Here is a 21,754-nt window from a genome sequence, read left to right as displayed (position 1 = left end):
ATTTCATCTATTTATATTGTAGAAAACGGACGATCCATCTCATACAATTTTTGATAGCGCAGGTTTTCTTTCAGTAAATCCTGATGCTCCCCCTGCATCTCAATTTGTCCATCTTCAATAAACATAATGCGGTCACATGCCTCACAGCCAGTGAGATGATGGGTAATCCAAATGACCGTTTTCCCTTTTAACACATGGAAAATGGTTTCAAGCAGCTCACGCTCTGTGCGTGGGTCAAGTCCGACGGTGGGCTCATCTAATACAACAATCGGGGTGTTTTGCAGCAAAATCCGGGCTAACGCCATCCGTTGTCTTTCTCCACCTGAGAAACGAATTCCTGTCTCCTGCACACCGGTGTGATAGCCCTCTGGCAAAGATTCGATGGTATCGTGCAGCTGCACTTGTCTCGCTGCTTCTTTTACTTGCTCCTCTGTCGCATTAGGAGAGCCTAAGCGAATATTGTTTAAAACAGAGGTATCGAATAAATACGGCTGTTGATTGAGTACTGACACATAGGTGGACACGTTCTCTCGAATGCTTTCGACCGGTTTCCCCTGGATACTGACAGCTCCTTGATTTGGCACGACAGCTCCTTCTAACAATTTCAAAATAGTCGATTTTCCTGCACCACTTTTTCCCAAGAGAGCAAGCGATTCTCCTTGCTTCAATGAAAATGACAGATGCTTTAGCACGTGTTGGTGCAAATCATACCCAAAGGACACTTGATCAAAAGAAACAGCTTCATCTTGAGAAACAGCTGACTGATCCACTATCTTGCGATCAGATTCTCCTTCATACGAAAGCTTTTCATAATGATGTAATCTGCTGACAGCATGCTGATAGACTGGAATATCACCAGCTGCATCTGAGAGTGGAAGAAAGGCTTCTGTTAACGGAAATAGCACAAGCACGAAGGCTGCAATCAGGGTGTGTGACATCGAGCCTGACTGAACGACGGAACCGCTCCAATACACGACAAGCACGACAGCTCCTCCAATGATAAGCTGTGCAAAAAACTGGCGCAGACGGATAAATCGGTGCTTAGCTGCTTCAAGCGCTAACAGCTGCGCTTCTTTCTGTTCATATTCATCAACAAAATCTTTCTGCCTACCGCTAAACAACCAGTCACTCACGCCCATGACGGCATCTGTTAAATGGCTGTACAGTTCATTTCTGCCTTTTTTCATTTGAATTTGTCTCGCCCGGTTCACTAGCACTGTGACGTATGGGAAAACAAATACGAGAAGTGCCATATAAAGCAGCATCAAGCCAGCAAAAGGCCATGAGAATAGGCCAAGTGCCCCAATCGATGCGGCATATAAAAGCAGCGCACCGATAGATGGAAAGATGGTTTTTAAATAGGCATCTTGCAGTCTCTCAACATCATCTGACAAGAGCCCCAGCATTTCACCTGTACCCAGCTTTGTCTGTTTCGCACTTCGTTCAGCCATGTCATATAGGCGGACACGCATTTTTTCAATCATGGTCAAAATGAGCTGGTGGCTCGCCAATCTTTCTGCATAGCGGGCAGCTGAGCGTGAAATACCAAAGGTACGGACAGCTACAATTGGGACGTAGACCATAAGTATATTCTCAGGTCTTGTGGCAGCTTTTGAAATGAGAAATCCTGACGTATACATCAGCATAGAAGCAGAGAATACTGCAATTGCCCCTAGAAATAAAACTAGCGCAAACAGCTTTTGATTCTCCTTGATATAAGGTATAAACCAGCCTTTACTTACCATGTGTGACCGCCCCCATTTGCTCCTGTACCAATTGATAATACACGCCTTTTCTTTGCATCAATGATTCATGTGTACCCATTTCCGCAATCGTTCCTTGATCCATGACAATGATCTCATCCATGTCTGGCATCCAATGAAGCCTATGTGTCGCTAAGAACACAAGTTTATCTTCAAACAGCGGAAGCATTGTTTTCTTCAATTCATACTCTGTCTCAATATCGAGATGTGCCGTTGGTTCATCTAACAGCATAATGGACCGCTTGCCCAGCACCGTTCGCGCAAGCGCAATTCTTTGTGCCTGTCCGCCGCTTAGCCCTCTTCCCTGTTCTCCAATGACCTCATCGAGACCATTTGGCAGCTGCGCCACGAGCTGAGATAAGCCAGCTTCAATGGAAGCTCTTTCCACTTCTTCATCTGTTGCATGCGGTTCATAAAAACGAATGTTTTCTCTTAATGTCATGTGAAATAAATAAGGGTGCTGCGGCATATAGACGACTTCCTTTTGCCATTCCTTCATCTGTAAATGAACAAGCGGCTGGCCGTTTAGTGTGATTTGACCTGAGGTCGGTTCAACAAAGCCGCCGAGCACATCGGTTAATGTCGATTTCCCTGAACCACTGGCACCAATGATTCCGATTTTCTTCTTCCCTTTCACAGTGAGATCTACATCCTGAATCGAATAAGGGGCATGTTCGTCATGCTGGACACTCACATCTTGCAGGGTGAGCGCAGACTGTTCATTCCACTCGTTCAACTGCACTGATTGTGTTTCCTGCGCGCGGAAGCCCTTTTCTTCTAAAATGACCTGCATCGCCTCATTCGCTTCTTTTCCATTTAGCGTGGCATGATAATCATTGCCCACTTCACGTACTGGCAAAAAATATTCCGGTGCCAGCATGAGCGCCGTCAAAGCCGGCAATAACAGAAGCTCTCCTTCAATTAATCGCAAGCCGAGAAAGACAGCGACGGTTGCAATCGACAGCATGGAAAAGAAATCAAGCGCAAATGATGAAAGAAATGCGACCTTCAGCGTGCTCATGGTCGCCTTTCGATATCGCTTTGACACTTCCCCGATATTGCGGGAATGTTTTTTGCTAATGCCTAAATAACGAAGCGTTTCAAGGCCGCGGAGAGAATCAGTAAAATGATTGGATAATTTCTCATACGATCTCCATTGTTTGGCCGCTTTACGCTGAGCGACAAGACCTAGCAAAATCATAAAGATCATTAAAATCGGCAGCGTCACGATTAAAATGACGGCAGATGTTTCGTCTAATGTCCAAACATAGATGAGGACCATTGCCGGTATCACAGCCATGTTCACCATCTTCGGTAAAAATAGCTGTAAATACTGACGATATTGAGCAATTCCCTCCATCGCTAATGTGACAAGCTTTCCTGTACCCTTTTTCTTTGTAAAAGCTGGACCTAAACGAAAGAGTTGGTCTAACAGCTGTTTTCTGACGTCTGCTCCAATTCGGGAAGAGTAGGTAAACATGACCTTCTCCCGAATCAAGGTGAGACCGTGCCGCACCAGAAAGGCAGCAAGAAACAGCAGGACATAAGGCGTTGCCTGCGAAAGGCTTTTCCCGTCAAACAGCGTAGTAATGGCATGTGCCAGCCACTGTGCTTGGAAAATAATACTTGCTCCTTGGATGAGTGACACAATACCTAAGAGGGCAAGAAGCCCTCTCATTCCTTTTAATTGAAGCAAATGTTTATCCATTAGTAGGTCATTGGCTCCTTACCGCTTACACGTTTACGGAAGACGTAATAGCTCCAAATTTGATACCCAAGCACAAAGGGCAGCAAAGAAATGGCAACAATCGTCATCACCGTCAGTGAATAAGATCCAGATGCAGCGTTTTGAATGGTCAGATCAAACGTATGGTTGATTGAGCTAATCATGACGCGCGGGAACAATGCAGTGAACAGCATCGTCACTGTCACCATGATGCCCGCACCTGTGAATAGGAATGTCCACCCATCACGTTCTTTTTTCATAAAGAATAGCGCCGCTACGTAACAAACCACAATGAGGACAGTTAACGGAATGGTGATGATCGGGCGTACCGTATACATGTCTGTTTCCATGATAGATACACCAACAAATAGGACAAGAACTGGCAGAGCAATAAGCAGGACACGCTTGCCAAGCTTTCTCGCACGATCTCTTAAATCACCCTCTGTACGAAGTGTGACGAAAATCAATCCGTGCAGAAGGCAAAGAACCGTCACAGCTAACCCGCCAATCACTGAATAAAGATTCACAAAATCCGTAAAACCAGCGTACATGTTCATGTCTTGATCAATTGGCATCCCGCGTAAAATACTTGTGAATAGCACACCGAGTAAAAACGGCGGCAGCAGACTGCCAAAGAAGATGACCCAGTCCCATGCTTTGATCCAAGAGGCTTTCTCAACCTTCCCTCGGAATTCAAAGGCGACGCCGCGCCCGATAAGTGCTAAGAGGAGAACCGCAAACGGTATATAGTATCCACTGAACATCGTGGCATACCAGTTAGGGAAAGCAGCGAAAATAGCGCCCCCAGCTGTAATCAGCCAGACCTCATTCGCATCCCAGAAAGGACCAATCGTGTTAATTAAAATGCGGCGTTCGTGCGCATCCTTTCCAAGCAGCTGCATGGACATCCCAACACCAAAATCAAATCCTTCTAAGAAGAAAAATCCAACAAACAATACTGCGACAAGAATAAACCAAATCTCGTTAAGATATGCCATGATATGCGCCTCCATCAAATGGATCTGTAGACAGGTCCGTTTCATCCTTTTGATCTGTATCCTCTTCCGAATGTGCACCTTTTTTAATTTCTCGAATGAATAGGTAGGCAAGCAAGATGGCAAGAATCAGATACATCGTCGTAAAGCTAATGACTGAGAATAACAGCATGCCGTACGATACATTTGGCGAAATCGATTGAGCCGTCGTCATCATACCAAAGACCGTCCACGGCTGACGCCCAATTTCAGTCATGATCCAGCCAGCTGAGTTCGCAATAAATGGGAAGGCAATCATCCCTACCATGAAGCGTAAAAACCATTTGTTCGTTTCGAGTTTCTTTCTAAAGCTCAAGTACAAGCCAATCATACTGGCAAAAATCATCAGCATTCCGGCACCAACCATGATTCTAAAGCTCCAGAAGGTTGTTTTTACTGGCGGAATGTAGTCTCCAGGACCAAACTTTGCTTCATATTCTTTTTGAAGGGTCAGCATGCCTGGCACATCTCCACTAAACTTCGAATAAGCCAAGTAACTTAAAGCAAACGGAATATTGATCTCCGCAGAGTTTTCTTTTTTAGCTGTATCAATATTGGCAAATAGTGTCCAAGCCGCTGGATCTCCACTATCCTTCCAAAGGGCTTCACTTGCTGCCATCTTCATTGGCTGTGATTTCATTAAGTGCTTCGCTTGATCATGTCCAGAGAACGCTACACCTAGGCCAGAAATTAAAGCGAGAACCATCGCAATCTGGAAGGATTTTTTGAAAAAGGCGACTTCTTGTTTTTTGATCATTTTATAGGCACTAACTCCTGCAATAAAGAATGCACCTGTAGCCAGCGCACCAAACAGAACGTGCGGGAATTCAACCCAAAGCTGCGGGTTTGTTACAAGTGCGCCAAAGTCATTCATTTCTGCACGGCCATTTTTAATGACAAACCCAACTGGCTCTTGCATAAATGAGTTGGCGAGTAAAATCCAAAACGCCGAAAAGATCGTACCAAGGGAAACAAGCCAAATACACAATAAATGAATCTTCTTCGGCAGACGATCCCAGCCGAATATCCAAAGTCCAATAAATGTAGATTCAAGGAAAAAGGCGAGCAGTGCTTCAATGGCAAGCGGTGCACCAAATACATCACCGACAAACCTTGAATAATCTGACCAGTTCATCCCAAACTGGAATTCCTGGAGAATCCCTGTCACCACACCTACTGCAAAATTGAGTAAGAATAGATGACCCCAAAACTTCGCCATCTTTTTATAAATCTCTTTTTTCTTGACGACATAAAGGGTCTGCATCAATGCAACGATAAACACCAAACCTATTGACATAGGAACAAAAATAAAATGAAATAATGTCGTTGAAGCAAATTGAAATCTTGCTAAAAACAGCTCACTCACAGCCTTACATCCTCCCTTACTTTCACATGCCGAATGATTCGAAGTGTCTATGCTCACCATTTCACAAAATGTTCACTATTTGTTCAATAGTTCACAAACAATAGCCTGTTTGAAATGGTTTACTCGGTGAAATTTTACTCTTGCTTTTCATTCGGTTAGTTATTTATACCTGTACTTTACACCCATACGCTTCAAAAATAAAGTAAATTTTACCTAAAAATTGGGAGGTATTGTGTCAGTTGTTTGAATACTTTGTCAAAAATATGTGACAGAAAGTAAAAAAATAGCGCTGCACGTGAGCTGCAGCGCTGTGTTTCTTTTTTAGGCTTTTTTCTGTAAAGCTGGTCTAGTGACTTGCACTTCATAATACGTAATTTTGTTTTTTAATAGACCTTCAGGTTTCGCTTTTCCATGAGCGTGCGCATCACCAAATGCCTGAGATTTTGTCCAATTCACAAAGTCTTCTTTTCGATTCCAGCGTGTATGAATGGTCACTTCATCGTAATCGGTTGTCTGCTGTGTGACCCATACTTCCATGCCTAAAAATCCTTCCATGAATTCTACTTGTCCCTGCTTGTTAAAACGCTTGACGAGGTGGTCGGCACTGCCTTTTTCTACTCTTACCTGGTTGTTGACAATGATCATGTTTTGTTCATCTCCCTTTTGTTGTTGGATCGAAGCGATTGGAATAATCAGCGGGTGCTCACCGTCTAAGTGAACTTCAGCCTGAATCCCAAAGACCTCTTTGAAAAAGCTTTCTGTTAATACTTCTTTTGGTGTCCCTATTTGATAAATCTGACCACGTTTCATCGCAATAAGGCGGTCACAATATTTTGCTGCCTGCTGCAGGTCGTGAAGAACCATTAAAATGGTGATTCCATGCGTCTTATTCAGCTGTTTGAGCAGCTCTAGTAAATCAAGCTGATGCGCAATATCTAAGTAAGTTGTCGGCTCATCCAGAATAATCGTCTCTGTCTTCTGAGCGAGCGCCATCGCAATATACGCTTTTTGCCTTTCTCCGCCAGACAATGTATGCAGCATTCTATTTTCATTGATCCGGCTATTGGTCACATCAAGCGCCCACTCAATCGCTTCTTGATCTGTCTTCGAGCTTTTTTTCCAGATCGAACGATGCGGACTGCGTCCAAGTGCGACCAGCTCCCGTACGGTCATAGATGGAATGGCTGTTCTCGACTGCATGAGAACGGCGATTTCCTTTGCGATCTCCTGAGCTGTCATCTCTTTTTGCGGTATATCGTGAATGTATATCGTGCCGCTTTCGATTGACGTAAGACGTGCGGCTGCTTTAATAAAAGTCGACTTCCCTGATCCATTCGGTCCAATAATTCCTGTCACGCTTCCTTTAGGAACAGCTGCTGAAATAGATGACAGCTGAAAGCCTCCTTGACTGAGACTCACGTCATCCATAGCGATCACATCCAACTTAACCCCTCCCTTTCTTTTTTAATAAATAGAGGAAGAAAGGTGCACCGATGCAGGCAAGCAGGATACCGACAGGCAGTTCAACTGGCGTAAACCATACCCTTGCGGCTGTATCTGCAAAAACCACAAGCACGCCTCCGCCCAGCATCGAGATTGGCAGCAGATACCGGTAGTCATCTCCAATTAAAAGACGGATAAAATGAGGAACGACTAGTCCGACAAATCCAATTAAGCCGCTCACACTTACTGCTGCACCAGCTAAAAGTGCCGCCAGTGCAATTAAGAAAAACCGGGTGCGCTCTACTCTGAGACCGAGCAGCTGAGCCGATTCATCGCCAAGCAAAAGAAGGTTTGCCGGCTTGATGGCAAAAAAACAAAGGCACAACCCAGCAAGCGCATAGGGCGACACGAAGGTTAGATGATGCCAGCTCCGTCCATTTAATCCTCCTGATAAAAAGGGCAGAACAGCCTGCACACGCTCACTATAAAGCACCATAAACCCATTCATCACCGCCCCAAGTAGGGCATTGACTGCCACTCCCGCCAAAATCAGCTTCAGCGGTGAAACCCCTTGATCAAATGAGAGCATATACACCACAAGTGCCGCTAATAAAGCGCCAAGGAAAGCAGCGGCTGGCAGCAAATACGTGAATTGTGGAAACACAATCATGCTAAGCACAGCAGCCAATCCGCCGCCAGCCGTCACACCGATGATGCCAGGGTCAGCGAGTGGATTTCGTACGACTCCTTGTAAAATCGCCCCTGATGCTGCGAGACAGGCCCCAACGATGAAACCGATGAGAACGCGCGGTAGGCGTAAATCCATCACAATTTTCTCATGGACAGGCTGACCTGATCCCGTCAAAGCAGCGAGTAAATCTTGCAGTGATAATTGAACAGAACCTAATGCAAGCCCTAGACATGCGCCTACAACTAACGAGATGAACAGCCCGGGTATCAGCCATCTTCGCCTCGACTGTCTTTTTTGAAAATCTAATTCTGCATTCATTTTCATGATGACAATCGCTTCAATCTTTTCTCTAGCTCATCAATCGCTCTCATCACGTCTGCGCCTGGATTCGTTCCAAATAGATCACTAGGCAGAATCTCGACGTGTCCATGTTTGACGGCTGATACATCGTGCCATGTAGCATTCTGTTTCATTTCACTCATAAAGCCCGCTTTCACATCTTCAGGATTGCTGTGGGTCATAAGCAGGATAAGATCAGGATCAGCTTCGATGACCTTTTCTGCATTGATTTGAGCGTATTGAGGGAATTTTTCGAGTGCTGGTTCATTCTCAGCAATGTTCGTCCCTCCAGCGATGTGTAGTAAATCTCCGCTTAAGGATTGAGGTAGCGCCGCCATATATGTGCCGGGTGCCCCGTATACAACGAGTGTCTTCACTTTTTTCTGAGGCTGTTTGACCTGCTTTTTCCGCTGATCGATTTGCTTGTTAAGCGCTTTTGCCTTTTGCTGCTTCCCTAGCAAATCTCCGAATAACGTAATTTGGCGCTGGATGTCCTTCACTGAATTGGCACTTGTCAAAAGAAGCTGTGAACCAATTCCTTCTATTGTAGAGATGTCCTTGCTGTTTAATTGTTCATTCCCAAGTACAACATCGGGCTTTAAGCTTGTGATGAGCTCTACATCAAATTGATGTGTGGTACCAATTGTTTGGACTGATGTAGCCTGTTGTAAGCTCTCTGGTAATTCGGCGGCCGGACGACCGACCACCTCACCGCCTAAGGCATATAGGATGCTCATGTCTCCAGTCGATAATGAGACAATACGCTGAGGGGAGTCCTCAAACGACAGCGTTCTGCCGGCAAAGTCCTTTATCTTCAGCGCACCTTGACCGCTCCCTTTCTCTACAGGTGCTGCCTGACTGCATCCGCTGAGGAGAAGCATCAAGACAAGTCCCACGAAGATCATATGTGAAAATTTCAACCGTCTGTCTCTCCTTTTCTAGTAAACTTTCTTTAGCTTTGCCTGTACCACGAGACGCCCGTTTTTCGGTGCAAGCACATGATCACAGGTCGATAGAGTGAGAATGAGGTCATCTGTGGACACGTCTGTTTTCGTTTGGTAGATTGATTTTTTCCGCACAGCTTGCAAGTAGTGCGCATATTCGCCAAGATCTCGAAAATCGGTTTGAATATAATTGAAGTCCACCGTTGTTTCATACACGGCAAAAATCTCCGCCTCATAGCTTTGATACAGCGTATCGTACTGAAATGTCCGATGCTCATCGAAGAAATCCTTTTTTAAATAGTTTGTGAGTCCAGCGAACATGGACCCATCCCTCATCCGATGCCCGTACACCACAGTATTCGGGCTTTCATGCAAGACGTCATTACGATAATCCATAAAAATACTGCCTGCCCGGGTGTCGTTTTTTAAGTAATTACGGGTTAAGTAGAACGCATTATCGCGAGATTGGACGATTGGGTACTGAATCATCGTGTCCTTCATATTGATCCAGCCGACAATGTCATCGTTTACCTTCCGCAGTTCATCAAATGACGTACGAATAGTTCCCGGCTCCCGGCTTTCATTCATTCCTTGCTCATGTCCATACATCGTCTGAGCCTTTGCAAGCACCTGACGATTTTGATAATAGCCGAACAGCTCTAAGCCAATGGCCGACCCGCTATAAATGAATACACCTAAACAGACGATCGTCAGCATCCGCTGCCAGACCCGTTTTCCTCTTTTCACACTGTCTCACCTGCTTTTTGCACAGCTTATATACCAACAGGCACGATATACATCCCTGTTTCTGCATCCTGTTTAATCGTGACGGACACATCATAAATGTGCCGCACATTTTCTTCTGTTAACACATCATTTGGCTGTCCTTCACTCATAATCCGGCCATTCTTCATCGCAATGATGACATCGCTGTAGCGGACAGCCTGATTCATGTCGTGTAGCACCATAACGATTGTTAGTCCATGTACGACATTGAGCTCACGGATCAGCTCAAGAATGTCAAATTGATAATAGATATCCAAATAGGTTGTCGGTTCATCTAAGAAAAGGATCGACGTTTTTTGCGCAAGTGCCATCGCAATCCATACTCGCTGCCGCTCACCGCCTGACAGTGAGGCGAGCGGCACCTTTCGTTTTTCCGTTAGCTTTGTACTGGAAAGCGCCCACTCTATCGCTCTCTCATCCTCTTCCTTGTCTCCTCCGCGCATCGTCTGGTACGGCGTTCTGCCGAATGCCACGACCCTCTCGATCGTTAAATCAAGCGGCGCTTCATTTTGCTGATGGACAACAGCCAGCTTTTTTGCCAGCTCCTTTGGCTTAAACGCATTCAGTGCTTGGCCGTCTAAGTGAATTTGCCCTTTGTTTGGCGCATGGTTATTCGCCATCAATGAAAGCAGTGTGGATTTCCCTGAGCCATTCGGACCGATAATGGTTGTGATTTTCCCCTTTTCAATGTGTGTTGTGACCGATTGAACGATGTCCTTCTGCTGGTCATATGAGAATGACACCTCACGAATGTCCATGGAGACGGTCCCCCCTTCTTAGTAAAAAGATCAGAAATGGCCCGCCAATCACGGCCATGATCGTAGAAGCAGGAATTTCATTTGGTGCGACAAGCGTCCTGCCGAGCGTATCAGCCGTCAGAATCAGCAAAGCCCCGCTTAACGCAGAAAATGGAATGAGTACCCGGTGATCAGACCCGACAAGTCTTCTTGAAATGTGCGGGATAAGCAAACCGACAAAGGCAATCACGCCCGCTACCGCTGCTGTCACCGCCGCAAGCAATACAGCTGTGATGGAAATCAAAAGGCGCATTCTGGTCACACGCAATCCTAAATTTTTCGCTGTCTTGTCCTGAAGAGCCAAGAGGTTACACCATCTGCTAAAGAAAAGGGCTACGACAAGGCCGACGACGCCATAGACTCCGATTAAACGGACATCCCCCCACGTTTTCATCGTGAGATTCGACTGTCCTGACTGATTGATCGTGATATTGAAATAACTGCAAATGGTCACAAATGCTTCAGCCATTCCAGTAAACATGGCATTGATGGCGATCCCAACCAAAATCATGCGGATGGGGCTTAATCCACCCTTCCAAGACAGAACATACACGAGGAAACACGCAATGGCTCCACCTAACACCGAAAATAAAGGAGAGTAGAAATAAAATTGAGGAAGTGCTGTTATGGCCATTAAAGAAAAGAAGCTGGCTCCTGATGAAATCCCAATGACGCCGGCATCAGCTAATGGATTCCTCATGACCGACTGCAGCAGTACACCGGAGACAGATAAAGCGGCCCCTGTAAACATGGCAATGAGCATGCGAGGAATTCTGAGATCTTTAATGATTTCTACCTGTGCATGTTGACCGGTGATGAGCCCTTCCAATAATTCAATCGGGGTGACATGAATGCTCCCCGTAATGGCGGAATAAATAAACACGCACACCAGTAAGACACTGACTGTCAGAAATAAAATCCCTGTTTTTTTCATCTTAAACGTCCTTTTATCATTCAAATTCGCCGCTTATGACGGATACAGCATACGCGTTAGTTCATCTAGTGCTTCTGCTGCCTTTAAATTGCCCGTTGTCCCGAATAAGCTTTCTTCGAGGTCATACACCCGGTCTTGCTTGACTGCATGAAAATGCTTCCAAATGTCATTTGTTTTAAATTCTTGATCAAACATGCGGACGACTTCATCTGGCATCCCATGTGCGGCCCGGAGGATGATATCTGGATTGGCTTTTTGTAAATACTCCGTATTGGAAGCCAAATACTCCATCTTCTCGCCTTTGACAATGTTCTCTCCGCCTGCGATCCGCACAAGATCACCAATATATGAATGCTCTGTCGCCACCAAATAACTGCCTGGTACACCAAGCAAAATCAGAACGGATGGCTTTCGTTTTCCCTTCGTCTTCTCTTGTATGTCTTTCTTTTTTTGCTCAAAGTCAGACACAATGCGCTCGGCTTGTTTCTTTCTGTCATACTGAGCTCCAAGCTTCGTAATCGCCTTCTCCATGTTAGCCATGCTCTCGAGATTTAAGTATGTGGCAGGGACACCTGCTTGTTGAAAGGGTGTCTCTAAATCATATTGAAGGGTTGTAACGGACAGGACATCTGTCGGTTGAAGTGATTGGATGATTTCCATATCTGGGCTCATTGGATTGCCGACTTCTGGCAGTCCTTTATAACGAGCTGGCAAGGATTTTTGGCTTGTTGGCACCCCAACAAGATCGATCTCTAAGGCATCCATGATCTCCACAGCAGCTACAGTCGTTGCCACAATGCGCGCATTTGAATCTGCGTTTTTTTTGCCTTTTGCTGAGCTTTCAGCTGACTGTGAGCAGCCCGATAAGATCACGCACACACTAAGGGCAGCGATCAAGGTACATAACATTCGATGCTTCAAAAACAGAAGCCCCCTTTCGAAAAAAGAGAGTGGATGCGTCGATGATCTCGGCGCATCTCACTTCAACTAAACCATCTATCTTGTTCTTGTTTGATACTTTCTGACGAGTACGAATAATGACCCGCCGAATAAAAGAATATACACCCAAAGAAGAGAGGTATCTCCTGTTTTTGGATTCAGCTGTCCAGTCTCAGACTTGGTTTGGTCATCTGATGGAGTAAATGTCAGCTGCTCTGCGCCTGTTTCCTCTGGCGCTAAATTCTCAAGTTGATTTGGTTGATTTGATTGAGAATCGCGATCATTTGGATTTTTGACAAAGCCGATACTCTCATCGTCTCCGATGATCGATCGAATCCCGCTTCCTTCACCAAGAGCAATTCCTTTTGTGTCATAGATAAGTTTGACATCGTACTGCTCATGATAATTCGCAGCTGGAATATCAATTTTTACGCGTGCTGCCTGAGCCGTACTTAAGCTTTTGGCTTCGTATTGAATCACTCGTGTATCTGATTTTTGATCTGTTTTTGCAACAAGCGTCTCTTCAAACTTGCCACCTGTTCCTACTTGGAAGGACGTGATAGCTGAGCTATTCTTCACTGTATATGAAACGAAATGGCGGCCATTTTTCACAACCAATGTCGCAGGGCTCACGACGTAATCGTTCATACGAGAAAGCTCATCCTTGTCTGCTTTCTTCATTGAGAAAGGAAGCTTGTATACACCATCTTTAAGCTGAGCCGTCTCTTGAGGAGCTCCGCCGTTATTTGTTTCTGGTGATGGTGTGTTTGGTTTTGGTGTTTCTGGTGCAGCAGGTGTTTCTTCCTCTACCTGTCCGCCTTTAAGTGGCGCGATACTCTTTGCATCGAATTGAAAACGAATATCGTAAGTTTGGTCATAGTGGGCGGCCGCTACTACAATGTGAACTTTTCCTTTGACCGCTTTTTTCAAATCAGCGACATCAAATGACACCACTCTTGTGTTCTTTGCTTGATCTGTGCTGACGGTCTTCACTTCTTGATAAGAGCCGTTTTTCTCTATTTTCAAAGAAGCAACAGACGTATTGTCCTTCACCGTAAAGGAAATGGTTTGCTTTCCGTTTTTGACGGATAAGGATGCAGGATGTGAGAAGTATTGGTTCATCCGAGATGCCTCGTCCTCATCCCCTTTGAGCACACTGTAATTGATGCGGTACTCGCCATCTTTCAGTTGATTTTGCGCAGAATCTACTGGCTTTGTACCATTGTTATTGTCTGGTGTTGTCTGCTGATCGTCTGGCTTTGTGCCATTTTGATCATCCGGCTTTGTTTCGTTATCGTCTGGCTTTGTGCCATTTTGGTCATCCGGCTTTGTTTCGTTATCGTCTGGCTTTGTGCCATTTTGGTCATCTGGTTTTGTTTCGTTATCGTCTGGCTTTGCAGGTGTAACGAGCGTTAGGCTGCTTTGATCGAATGCAAGCTGTACGTCATATGCTTCGTCATAAATAAAGCCGCCTAAATCCCAATAAATTTTCACCCAGCCGTTTAATTTGGCTGATAAGTCGGCAACATCAAACTTGATCACACGTGTATTGGCAGTTGCATCCTCACTGACGGTTTCAGTGGTGACAAGAGCGCCATTTTGTTCGACCTTGAAATCTGTAATCTCTTTGCTTTGCTTCAGTGTGACATAGGCAGTCGTCTTACCATTTTCCACAATCAGCTTAGCTGGCTTTTCTGTATACGTATCCATCATGGACGCTTCTGTGCTGCCATTTTTTAAAACAGTGAATCCGACCGTGTATTCACCATCAACAAATGATGCAGCTTGAGCCGTTCCTTGAGGAATCTGAAATGCAGTCAATAAACTGAATAAAACGAGCAGAATGGCTGCCTTTAGATGAAAAAGACGTTTCAAATGGTGACACTTCCTTCCTTAATGCTTAATGATCCACTTTCTTGCTAAAAATCCGCCTGAGCATAGAGCAAGCACAAGGAGCCACCCTGTCTGGTTTGTATCACCAGTTTGAGGATTCTCTTCTTGTTTTGTCGTGGATGAATCAGATGTTTTCGTTGATTCTTTTGATGGCTGCTGCTTTTCTGCTTCACCCGCTGATTTGTTTGTGCTGTTAGACGAAAGTGATTTCATGCTGCTCTCATCAAATTTCAGCTGAATGGTATAATCATGATCATAATCAGCAGATTTTACAGTGACATGAATTTTTGATTTGATTGGTTTAGACAAGCTCTGAGCTTGGAACTGAACAATCCTTGTGTTGGCTTTTTTATTGGTTGAGAGAACCGTTGTATCAACATAGCCGCCATTTCCCGGAACTTTAAATTCCGTCACCCAGCTGCTATTTTTAATGGTCATTTGTACTGTCAGCTTCCCATTTTTTGCAATCACTTTTGCTGGCTTCAGCCAGTAGTCATTTGCCATAGAGACCGCATTTCCTTCAGCCTTGAGCACAGTATAGTTGACGGAGTATGTACCATCCTTTAACGTGGCAGCCTGTGCGTTTGAAAAAGGCAGCATGAGTGCCAATAATAAAGCGGTCATGAAGACTGATAGCCTCATCATTTTTTTCATCAAGCGAATTTCCTCCCTTTTTACTGAACAAATGCTGCATCAAACTTGATACGGATGTCGTAATTACCTGTATATCCGATGACCGGTACAGTCACGCTCACTTTTGCTGGTACGACTTCTGTCAGGTTGTTCACGTTGAATTCTACTGTTCTCTTATTCGCAGCTGTGTTTGTACTGATCACCTTCGCATCTTTGTAGACACCTTGTTCAAGTGTTTTAAAGCTAGTGATCCAAGAACTATTCGTTAACGTGACTTGTGCTTTGATTTTTCCATCCTTCACGACAAGCTTGGCTGGTTTTTCAAAATACGTATTCGCTGTTGAAGTCGAATCGCTATCTGCCTTCCATACCACATATTGTGCTGAATGTTGACCATCTGCTAAGCCTGCTGCTGAGGCTGAGCTAATCGGGGCTAGAGCAAATAATAGAACAAAGCTAAAGAACAATAATACGTGTGATGTTGAACGAATGGCTTTCATGTGAACCCTCCTAAATGATATTGATAATTATTCTCAACGGATAATAAAAAAAATAACCTTCATAAGCGCTTGATCACACTTATAGATGATTATGATAATCATTATCAATTGAGTTGAAAAAATAAATCTTTGCTTCCTAAAAGCCAAAGATGTCTGTTTCTAAATGATGGTTTGACACGTGTTTTAGGCAATCTGTCCCATTCATGATACCATGGCATGACCTCCATTCCATTACAGGGAAAAGAACCCTCTTCTTCTTGATCTTATATGATGAGTGAATTTATTGTCAACATCATTTTTCATACTATTGACTTAGATTTCTGGAAAATCGCACAAAAAAATTTCGATCAGACAGACTGATCGAAATCGATTAGGAAGGAACATGTTCCCCTTTTTTGCTATTTTTACGTTCTAAAGACCAAGCATACATTTCACGAATAATCGGCTCTATTTTCTTCCCTTGCGCTGTTAATTCGTATTCAATCCGTACTGGAATGTCAGGGTATACGTTTTTCTCAACGAGTCCTTCAGCCTCTAAATCCTTCAGCCTTTCAGATAATAACCTGCCACTGATGTTCATTTCATTTTCAAGCTGACAGAAACGCTTAGGGCCTGTCAGAAGCTGATTGATGATGAGAATGACCCACTTCTTGCCTAGAATCTCCATGGCATCTGTGATTGGGCAGCCATCTACTTGAGCCATACCTTACTCCCTCCCGCTTTTCTCTCTTTTTTTCATTATAACACAATTAATTACTTGAAATAAGTTACTAACTATTATATAGTTTAGTTACTTTAAGTAACAAGGTATTCATTTTTATATATTTTCAAAAACATTTAAACATGCCGATGCATATATCATGAAGGAGATGACCGAGCTTGAAGACAATTGAGGAGCTAAGATTGGGTGTAACAGAGTTACATGTATCCAGCTTTGAGCGTTCTTTACCTTTTTATACAGACATTTTAGGATTTTCTATATTAGAAAAGACAGATTCCACAGTGACACTTGGCAGCAATGCAAAGGAACCAATCCTTTTGTTAAAAGAAGATGCACAGCTAAAAGAGAAACCTGATCACGAGCCAGGACTTTATCATTTTGCTGTTTTATTACCTACCAGAAAAAACCTGGGCACATGGCTGGCACATGTGATCAAAAAAGGCTATCCTTTAATTGGAGCAAGCGATCACTTTTTCAGTGAAGCCATTTATTTAAGTGACCCTGACGGCATTGGCGTAGAAATATATGCTGATCGCCCTGAGGACGTTTGGGTAGGTGAGCATGGAGAACTGAAAGGTGGCGGAAATGCACCTCTTGATGGAGATGGTCTCCTGCAAGAAGCCGCTGATACGACGTGGAAAGGACTTCCGGCTGGCACAGTAATGGGACACTTACATTTCCATCTGAACCCAGAAGAAGCTGATTCCTTTTATGTCAATACGCTCGGTTTTCATATCCGAATGGCTCCACCAGCAAGCGTATTTATCGCCGCTGGTGTGTACCACCATCACCTTGCCTTTAATGCATGGGGACGCGGACGAAAAGGAGCCATTGATCCACGTTTTTCAGGAATTAGAAGCTATACACTCGTATTCCCACAAGAAGCAGACAGACAGTCCGTCGTTGAGCGCCTAACAAAAGCAGGCACTCAAGTGAAAACAATAGGGAAAAGTAACGAATTTGTTGATCCATTTGGCGTTCTCGTTCGTTTACAGATTGAAGAAACAGACAAAAAAGAAGGTGCAGAATATGGACAAACACACAGATCTTAAAACAGCCATTTTAAAAGATAAAATCAAACGAGTACAGCAAGAAGACGGGTATATATATATCACTGGACCCATTAAATTGCCAGTGAATTTAGACGGCAGAACGGTGATGTTCAACTGGTATTCATGGTTAAAAGACGACGGGTTAGAGCCATTGTCAGATGAAGCTTTAATTGAAAGCCTCTCGTCCCGCCAGCTTGCCGATCATCAGCAGTCCAGCGTGCTAGTGTATGGAGATTTCGAGCACGCTGACGAAGCTCTTATCCGCATGCATTCCATTTGTCACACTGGTGATATTTTCGGAAGCAAGCGCTGCGACTGCGGATTCCAATTGAAGCAGTCCATGCGAATGATTGAGGACAATGGTGCAGGTGCCCTGTTTTATTTAGCCAACCATGAAGGCCGAGGTATTGGACTTTTCACGAAAGCCATGGCTTATATCCTTCAAGAAAACGGCTACGATACAGTAGAAGCGAACGAAGCACTCGGCTTTGAAGATGACACGCGTCAATATGAAGAAGCCATCGCGGTTCTTCAAACACTTCGTACAAAGCCAGTCAGACTCATTACCAATAATCCGAAAAAGACAGATGCCATCAGCCATGCAGGTTTATCTCTTTCTGGACGTATTCCGCTTTGGGGTGATGTCTCAGAGTTTAATGAAAAATACTTGCAGACAAAAATCAACCGCTCAGGTCACATGAAGGCGGAGCAAGAGGTGCGTACGATTGCCACATCATGAGCGATATATGAATCTAGCCCTAGAAAATGCACGGGCAATGAAAGGCCAGACATCACCGAACCCGCTCGTCGGGGCTGTGATTGTGCGCGATAATGAAATTGTTGGAGTCGGTGCTCATATGAAAGCCGGTGAACCACATGCTGAAATTCATGCACTTAAAATGGCTGGAGACAAGGCAAAAGGAGCCACTATTTATGTGACCCTCGAGCCTTGTTCCCACCATGGCCGTACAGGTCCTTGCGCGGAGGCACTTGTGAAAGCAGGCGTCGAAACCGTTGTCGTGGCAGCACTTGACCCGAACCCGCTTGTCGCTGGCCGCGGAATCGCCATTTTACAAGATGCTGGCATCCAAGTGATTACAGGCGTACTTGAGCAGGAATCCATTCTCATGAATGAAGTGTTTAATCATTTTATTACGAAAAAAACACCTTTCGTGACGCTCAAGGCAGGTATTACCTTAGACGGAAAAATTGCGTCTGCTACGTCTGACAGCAAATGGATTACATCTGAGACATCCCGTTATGATGCTCATCATATCCGCAGCATCAATGATGCGATTTTGGTCGGTGCTCAAACTGTTATTCATGACGATCCTTCACTAACTGCACGGATTCCAAATGGGCATCATCCGGTTCGAATTGTTTTAGACTCTAAGCTATCAACACCGTTGACAGCAAAGATCGTCACTGATCAGATGGCACCAACATGGATCTTTACAACAAAGCAAGCCGATGAGGAAAAACGAACCGCTTTAGAAGCAGCCGGCGTCAGCGTCTTTGTAACAGACAGCGAGACGCGGGTGCCCCTGCAAGAAGTGCTTCAAACGCTGGGAGAAAGAAATGTCTCCTCCCTCATGATTGAAGGCGGCGGTCAGATCAATGCTTCATTTTTAGAACAGCAGCTTGTAGATAAATTGGTCATTTATATGGCACCTAAACTCATTGGCGGAAGGCTGTCTCCTTCCTTTTTCGGAGGGGAAGGCATACGTCTCATGAGTGATGCCATTGAACTGGATCAGCTCTCATTAGAAACACTAGGGAAAGATATTAAAATAACGGGCTATCCCGTTTATCAATAACAAAAACAAGGCGGCTGTTGAGGAGATCTAAACAGCCGCCTTGTTTTTAAAAATCTAGTTTTTTTTAGTCTGTTCTCTCTAAAAATTCAATTCGATTCCCAAAGGGATCTTCTACATAGAACCGGATGGCTCCTTCCAATGGCTCATCTTCTCTGATGCTAATGTGGTGATTCAATAATGCCTTTTTTAATTCCGATAGACTCTTTACAAGAAAAGCTGGATGGGCTTTCTTTGCAGCTTGGAAATGATCCTGTATTCCAATGTGAAGCTGATGATGACCGCATTGAAACCAGACACCTCCACGTTTAGCTAGATTACTAGGCTTGGGTATTTCCTCCATTCCTAAAATTCCGCCAAAAAACAAACGTGCTTTCTCTTCACTACCTTTTGGGGCAGCTAATTGAACATGATCGATTCCAACAAAATTTGACATAATCCTCTCTTCCTTTCTTTTCTCAATTGGTTTTTCTATGAAGTGTTTCTTAAATTTTTGTGATACTGAGCAAATTTGCTTGGGTATTCTTGTTCTTTGCTTCATTGGTGGGCTTGATACTTGGAGTCCTTCAGTGAGGTGTTTCATACGATGTAGAGTTTGATTGATTTCATCTAAATGACAGTGCAAAATTTTTTTCAAAAACAGAACTCCCATTGTAATGAAAGTTCTGTCCATCTAAGTGTCTCTTGTAATGACATTTGAAACCTAGACATATCATGTGTAGTGATTCATTTTGGTGAAACTTGTCGTAAATTGTTTCATGTGAAACATTTATCGTTAATTCCCTTCTACCAGCCTGCCAAAGCTTTCGGGTGAAAGTCCCGGTGACACGCGAACACGGTGCAAGGACATCATCCCCTGTTCCTTCTTCGCATGTCCTGGTTCAGTGGTGACAGCCATTTGATAACCTGCTTCTTTCGCCAGCTTTAGCGTGTCTTCGTTATAGCGCCCGACAGGATAGCTGACCATTCTCGTACGCTGAGAAAAACGTTGATCAAAGAATGCCTTTGACCCTTTTAATTCCTCTTTCTGCTGCTTCTTTGATAAACGATTGAGCTCTAAATGATGAATGGTATGACTCTCAATTGATAGCCCATTTGCTATCATTTCATCCATTTGTTCATCCGTTAAGTGGTTCGGACGGCCAATGGATTGCTCAATCATGAAAATCGTTGCCTTCATTCCATACTGCTTTAAAATCGGAAATGCCTTTGTATAGTTATCGGTATATCCATCATCGAATGTAATAAGGACACACTTTTCACTTGGCTTCGTATTTGTTGTGAAGACGCGGTACGCTTCTTCTGGCGACAGCGTGACATAGTCGTTGTCCTTCAGCCATTTCATATGAGCCGCAAACTCGCTCTTTGGTACACGAAGCGAGTTACCGCTGGAGATGCTGTGATACATCAAAATCGGAAGCTCTACTGGTTCCTTTTGCTTAATCCAGTTTTGTGTATCTATCTCTGCCTCTTCTTTCTGCTGAATCTGTTTTGTTTCTTTTGCTTGTAATTGACCCTTTTCCTCTTTGACTACTTGCTGGTTTCCTTCCGTTTGCTCCTTCGTTCCCATACAACCCGAAATGAGCAGCGCCACAAGACCAACCGTCATCAACATACATGTTTTTTTCATTCACCAATCCTGCTTTCTCTCTATCTATCGAATGATTATAACAGAAATTGGTTACTACCTGATATCTATTTTGACAGGGTGTTCATTTTTTTACACATTTCAATCATTTCGATGGCAAGCAGATGAATGGTCTCTGTTGTGAGCATTTGATCTTCTGCATGTATCAGCAGTAAAGAAAAGGGAAGCTGCTCACCTGCCGCCTCTTTTTGGATCAGCGACAAGTGCAGGTTGTGGATGCTTCGAAACGCTTCCTCCCCTTTTTCAATCAACTGCTGTGCTTTTTCAAAATCATCAGCTCTTGCTAGACGAATCGCTTCAACATAATGACTTCTTGCCTCGCCTGCATGAGCAATGATTTGAAAGGCTGCTCCCTGCATTTCCTCTAATACCGTCATCTGCTTCTCCTCCAATTACTTAAGATTCATTTGCTAGTTTCAGAGCATGCTCTAGTATTTTTTCTCCGTTCGCTGTTCCGTATAATCTCACATTGATGACATCAACAGGTATTTGGTAAGGTGCCGCTGTTTTTTCTGCTGCCTTTTTCATAAAGCTTACTTGCGGTCCAAGTAAAATCACCTGCACATCTTCTCCATGCTCTTCTAATTCATCCGCAATAGCCCCTTCAGGTATGGCGTATATCTCATAATCCAGCCCCTTCGCTTCTGCGGCTGCCTTCATTTTGGACACTACAATGGATGTCGACATTCCTGCGGCACAAGCGAGAATGATTCGTTTCATATCCCAACACT

General features: G+C 44.2%; 22 protein-coding genes. 3 read left to right on the top strand and 19 right to left on the bottom strand.

What is annotated here, in order from left to right:
* Positions 1-11: 11 nt before the first annotated feature.
* The 15 genes from cydC to MHH40_RS11500 all read right to left on the bottom strand — a co-directional run bounded on the left by cydC (position 12) and on the right by MHH40_RS11500 (position 16,491).
* Positions 12-1,745: a thiol reductant ABC exporter subunit CydC gene (gene cydC / locus MHH40_RS11570; protein WP_050944538.1), complete on the bottom strand. Its 1,734-nt coding sequence runs from the start codon at positions 1,743-1,745 to the stop codon at positions 12-14.
* A complete protein-coding gene (gene cydD / locus MHH40_RS11565; RefSeq protein WP_050944539.1) occupies positions 1,735-3,471 on the bottom strand; it encodes a thiol reductant ABC exporter subunit CydD in 1,737 nt (578 codons plus the stop codon). Before cydD ends, cydC begins: the two co-directional genes overlap by 11 nt.
* Complete coding sequence (gene cydB, locus MHH40_RS11560; protein WP_050944540.1) at positions 3,471-4,487, bottom strand: cytochrome d ubiquinol oxidase subunit II; 1,017 nt, start codon at positions 4,485-4,487, stop codon at positions 3,471-3,473. Before cydB ends, cydD begins: the two co-directional genes overlap by 1 nt.
* Positions 4,474-5,889 carry a cytochrome ubiquinol oxidase subunit I gene (locus MHH40_RS11555; protein ID WP_340901097.1) on the bottom strand — a complete coding sequence of 472 codons (1,416 nt, stop codon included), beginning with the start codon at positions 5,887-5,889 and terminating at the stop codon, positions 4,474-4,476. The genes cydB and MHH40_RS11555 overlap by 14 nt, the downstream gene beginning before the upstream one ends.
* Positions 5,890-6,210: 321 nt before the next feature.
* Positions 6,211-7,332, bottom strand: a complete 1,122-nt coding sequence (gene isdG / locus MHH40_RS11550; RefSeq protein ID WP_106029455.1) for a heme oxygenase — start codon at positions 7,330-7,332, stop codon at positions 6,211-6,213.
* Position 7,333: 1 nt separating this feature from the next.
* Positions 7,334-8,347 (bottom strand): FecCD family ABC transporter permease, encoded by a 1,014-nt coding sequence (locus MHH40_RS11545; protein WP_050944543.1) that lies wholly within the window; start codon positions 8,345-8,347, stop codon positions 7,334-7,336.
* The gene (locus MHH40_RS11540) at positions 8,344-9,267 is read right to left on the bottom strand and encodes an ABC transporter substrate-binding protein (RefSeq protein WP_411431630.1); all 924 of its coding nucleotides are present in this window, start codon (positions 9,265-9,267) and stop codon (positions 8,344-8,346) included. Before MHH40_RS11540 ends, MHH40_RS11545 begins: the two co-directional genes overlap by 4 nt.
* 33 nt (positions 9,268-9,300) lie before the next feature.
* Complete coding sequence (gene srtB / locus MHH40_RS11535) at positions 9,301-10,053, bottom strand: class B sortase (protein WP_050944545.1); 753 nt, start codon at positions 10,051-10,053, stop codon at positions 9,301-9,303.
* 26 nt (positions 10,054-10,079) lie between these two features.
* Positions 10,080-10,850 (bottom strand): ABC transporter ATP-binding protein, encoded by a 771-nt coding sequence (locus tag MHH40_RS11530; RefSeq protein ID WP_003214769.1) that lies wholly within the window; start codon positions 10,848-10,850, stop codon positions 10,080-10,082.
* Positions 10,837-11,823 (bottom strand): FecCD family ABC transporter permease, encoded by a 987-nt coding sequence (locus MHH40_RS11525; protein ID WP_044140297.1) that lies wholly within the window; start codon positions 11,821-11,823, stop codon positions 10,837-10,839. Before MHH40_RS11525 ends, MHH40_RS11530 begins: the two co-directional genes overlap by 14 nt.
* Before the next feature lie 33 nt (positions 11,824-11,856).
* Positions 11,857-12,744: a heme ABC transporter substrate-binding protein IsdE gene (isdE, locus tag MHH40_RS11520; RefSeq protein WP_003214804.1), complete on the bottom strand. Its 888-nt coding sequence runs from the start codon at positions 12,742-12,744 to the stop codon at positions 11,857-11,859.
* 75 nt (positions 12,745-12,819) lie between these two features.
* A complete protein-coding gene (locus MHH40_RS11515) occupies positions 12,820-14,637 on the bottom strand; it encodes an NEAT domain-containing protein (protein ID WP_050944546.1) in 1,818 nt (605 codons plus the stop codon).
* An 18-nt stretch (positions 14,638-14,655) separates the two neighbouring features.
* Positions 14,656-15,309 (bottom strand): heme uptake protein IsdC, encoded by a 654-nt coding sequence (gene isdC, locus MHH40_RS11510; protein WP_034620342.1) that lies wholly within the window; start codon positions 15,307-15,309, stop codon positions 14,656-14,658.
* A 20-nt stretch (positions 15,310-15,329) separates the two neighbouring features.
* Positions 15,330-15,788 carry an NEAT domain-containing protein gene (locus MHH40_RS11505; protein ID WP_050944547.1) on the bottom strand — a complete coding sequence of 153 codons (459 nt, stop codon included), beginning with the start codon at positions 15,786-15,788 and terminating at the stop codon, positions 15,330-15,332.
* A 370-nt stretch (positions 15,789-16,158) separates the two neighbouring features.
* A complete protein-coding gene (locus tag MHH40_RS11500) occupies positions 16,159-16,491 on the bottom strand; it encodes a winged helix-turn-helix transcriptional regulator (protein ID WP_050944548.1) in 333 nt (110 codons plus the stop codon).
* A 176-nt stretch (positions 16,492-16,667) separates the two neighbouring features.
* On the opposite strand from MHH40_RS11500, the gene MHH40_RS11495 reads away from it, so the two are divergent.
* Genes MHH40_RS11495 through ribD form a run of 3 tightly spaced genes read left to right on the top strand, consistent with a single transcriptional unit; the run spans position 16,668 to position 19,378 of the window.
* Positions 16,668-17,561, top strand: a complete 894-nt coding sequence (locus MHH40_RS11495) for a VOC family protein (RefSeq protein ID WP_050944549.1) — start codon at positions 16,668-16,670, stop codon at positions 17,559-17,561.
* Complete coding sequence (locus MHH40_RS11490) at positions 17,539-18,300, top strand: GTP cyclohydrolase II (RefSeq protein ID WP_003215082.1); 762 nt, start codon at positions 17,539-17,541, stop codon at positions 18,298-18,300. Before MHH40_RS11495 ends, MHH40_RS11490 begins: the two co-directional genes overlap by 23 nt.
* On the top strand, positions 18,287-19,378 hold the full coding sequence (gene ribD / locus MHH40_RS11485; RefSeq protein ID WP_050944550.1) for a bifunctional diaminohydroxyphosphoribosylaminopyrimidine deaminase/5-amino-6-(5-phosphoribosylamino)uracil reductase RibD: 1,092 nt from the start codon (positions 18,287-18,289) through the stop codon (positions 19,376-19,378). Before MHH40_RS11490 ends, ribD begins: the two co-directional genes overlap by 14 nt.
* Before the next feature lie 64 nt (positions 19,379-19,442).
* Here ribD and MHH40_RS11480 read toward each other — a convergent pair whose 3' ends face one another.
* The 4 genes from MHH40_RS11480 to MHH40_RS11465 all read right to left on the bottom strand — a co-directional run bounded on the left by MHH40_RS11480 (position 19,443) and on the right by MHH40_RS11465 (position 21,743).
* Complete coding sequence (locus tag MHH40_RS11480) at positions 19,443-19,811, bottom strand: VOC family protein (RefSeq protein WP_050944715.1); 369 nt, start codon at positions 19,809-19,811, stop codon at positions 19,443-19,445.
* A gap of 339 nt (positions 19,812-20,150) precedes the next feature.
* Entirely contained in the window at positions 20,151-21,005 is an 855-nt protein-coding gene (locus MHH40_RS11475) for a polysaccharide deacetylase family protein (RefSeq protein ID WP_050944551.1), read from the bottom strand.
* Positions 21,006-21,070: 65 nt separating this feature from the next.
* Positions 21,071-21,400, bottom strand: coding sequence for a PTS lactose/cellobiose transporter subunit IIA (locus MHH40_RS11470; RefSeq protein WP_024423898.1), 330 nt, complete (start codon positions 21,398-21,400; stop codon positions 21,071-21,073).
* Between the two features lie 19 nt (positions 21,401-21,419).
* Positions 21,420-21,743 (bottom strand): PTS sugar transporter subunit IIB, encoded by a 324-nt coding sequence (locus MHH40_RS11465; RefSeq protein WP_050944552.1) that lies wholly within the window; start codon positions 21,741-21,743, stop codon positions 21,420-21,422.
* Positions 21,744-21,754 lie beyond the last annotated feature (11 nt).

It is taken from the genome of Bacillus sp. FSL K6-2431, from assembly GCF_038005165.1.
In the GTDB taxonomy this organism is placed as follows: Bacteria; Bacillota; Bacilli; order Bacillales; family Bacillaceae; genus Bacillus; species Bacillus pumilus.
This window is presented reverse-complemented; position numbering and strand designations above follow the sequence as displayed.

What these genes read in the sequence shown, in the direction of transcription:
- cydC (WP_050944538.1), bottom strand. Translation starts at nt 1,745, where the DNA reads ATGGTAAGTAAAGGCTGGTTTATACCTTATATCAAGGAGAATCAAAAG.
- cydD (WP_050944539.1), bottom strand. Translation starts at nt 3,471, where the DNA reads ATGGATAAACATTTGCTTCAATTAAAAGGAATGAGAGGGCTTCTTGCC.
- cydB (WP_050944540.1), bottom strand. Translation starts at nt 4,487, where the DNA reads ATGGCATATCTTAACGAGATTTGGTTTATTCTTGTCGCAGTATTGTTT.
- MHH40_RS11545 (WP_050944543.1), bottom strand. Translation starts at nt 8,347, where the DNA reads ATGAAAATGAATGCAGAATTAGATTTTCAAAAAAGACAGTCGAGGCGA.
- MHH40_RS11540 (WP_411431630.1), bottom strand. Translation starts at nt 9,267, where the DNA reads ATGATCTTCGTGGGACTTGTCTTGATGCTTCTCCTCAGCGGATGCAGT.
- MHH40_RS11530 (WP_003214769.1), bottom strand. Translation starts at nt 10,850, where the DNA reads ATGGACATTCGTGAGGTGTCATTCTCATATGACCAGCAGAAGGACATC.
- MHH40_RS11525 (WP_044140297.1), bottom strand. Translation starts at nt 11,823, where the DNA reads ATGAAAAAAACAGGGATTTTATTTCTGACAGTCAGTGTCTTACTGGTG.
- isdC (WP_034620342.1), bottom strand. Translation starts at nt 15,309, where the DNA reads ATGAAAAAAATGATGAGGCTATCAGTCTTCATGACCGCTTTATTATTG.
- MHH40_RS11505 (WP_050944547.1), bottom strand. Translation starts at nt 15,788, where the DNA reads ATGAAAGCCATTCGTTCAACATCACACGTATTATTGTTCTTTAGCTTT.
- MHH40_RS11500 (WP_050944548.1), bottom strand. Translation starts at nt 16,491, where the DNA reads ATGGCTCAAGTAGATGGCTGCCCAATCACAGATGCCATGGAGATTCTA.
- MHH40_RS11490 (WP_003215082.1), top strand. Translation starts at nt 17,539, where the DNA reads ATGGACAAACACACAGATCTTAAAACAGCCATTTTAAAAGATAAAATC.
- MHH40_RS11480 (WP_050944715.1), bottom strand. Translation starts at nt 19,811, where the DNA reads ATGTCAAATTTTGTTGGAATCGATCATGTTCAATTAGCTGCCCCAAAA.
- MHH40_RS11475 (WP_050944551.1), bottom strand. Translation starts at nt 21,005, where the DNA reads ATGAAAAAAACATGTATGTTGATGACGGTTGGTCTTGTGGCGCTGCTC.
- MHH40_RS11470 (WP_024423898.1), bottom strand. Translation starts at nt 21,400, where the DNA reads ATGACGGTATTAGAGGAAATGCAGGGAGCAGCCTTTCAAATCATTGCT.
- MHH40_RS11465 (WP_050944552.1), bottom strand. Translation starts at nt 21,743, where the DNA reads ATGAAACGAATCATTCTCGCTTGTGCCGCAGGAATGTCGACATCCATT.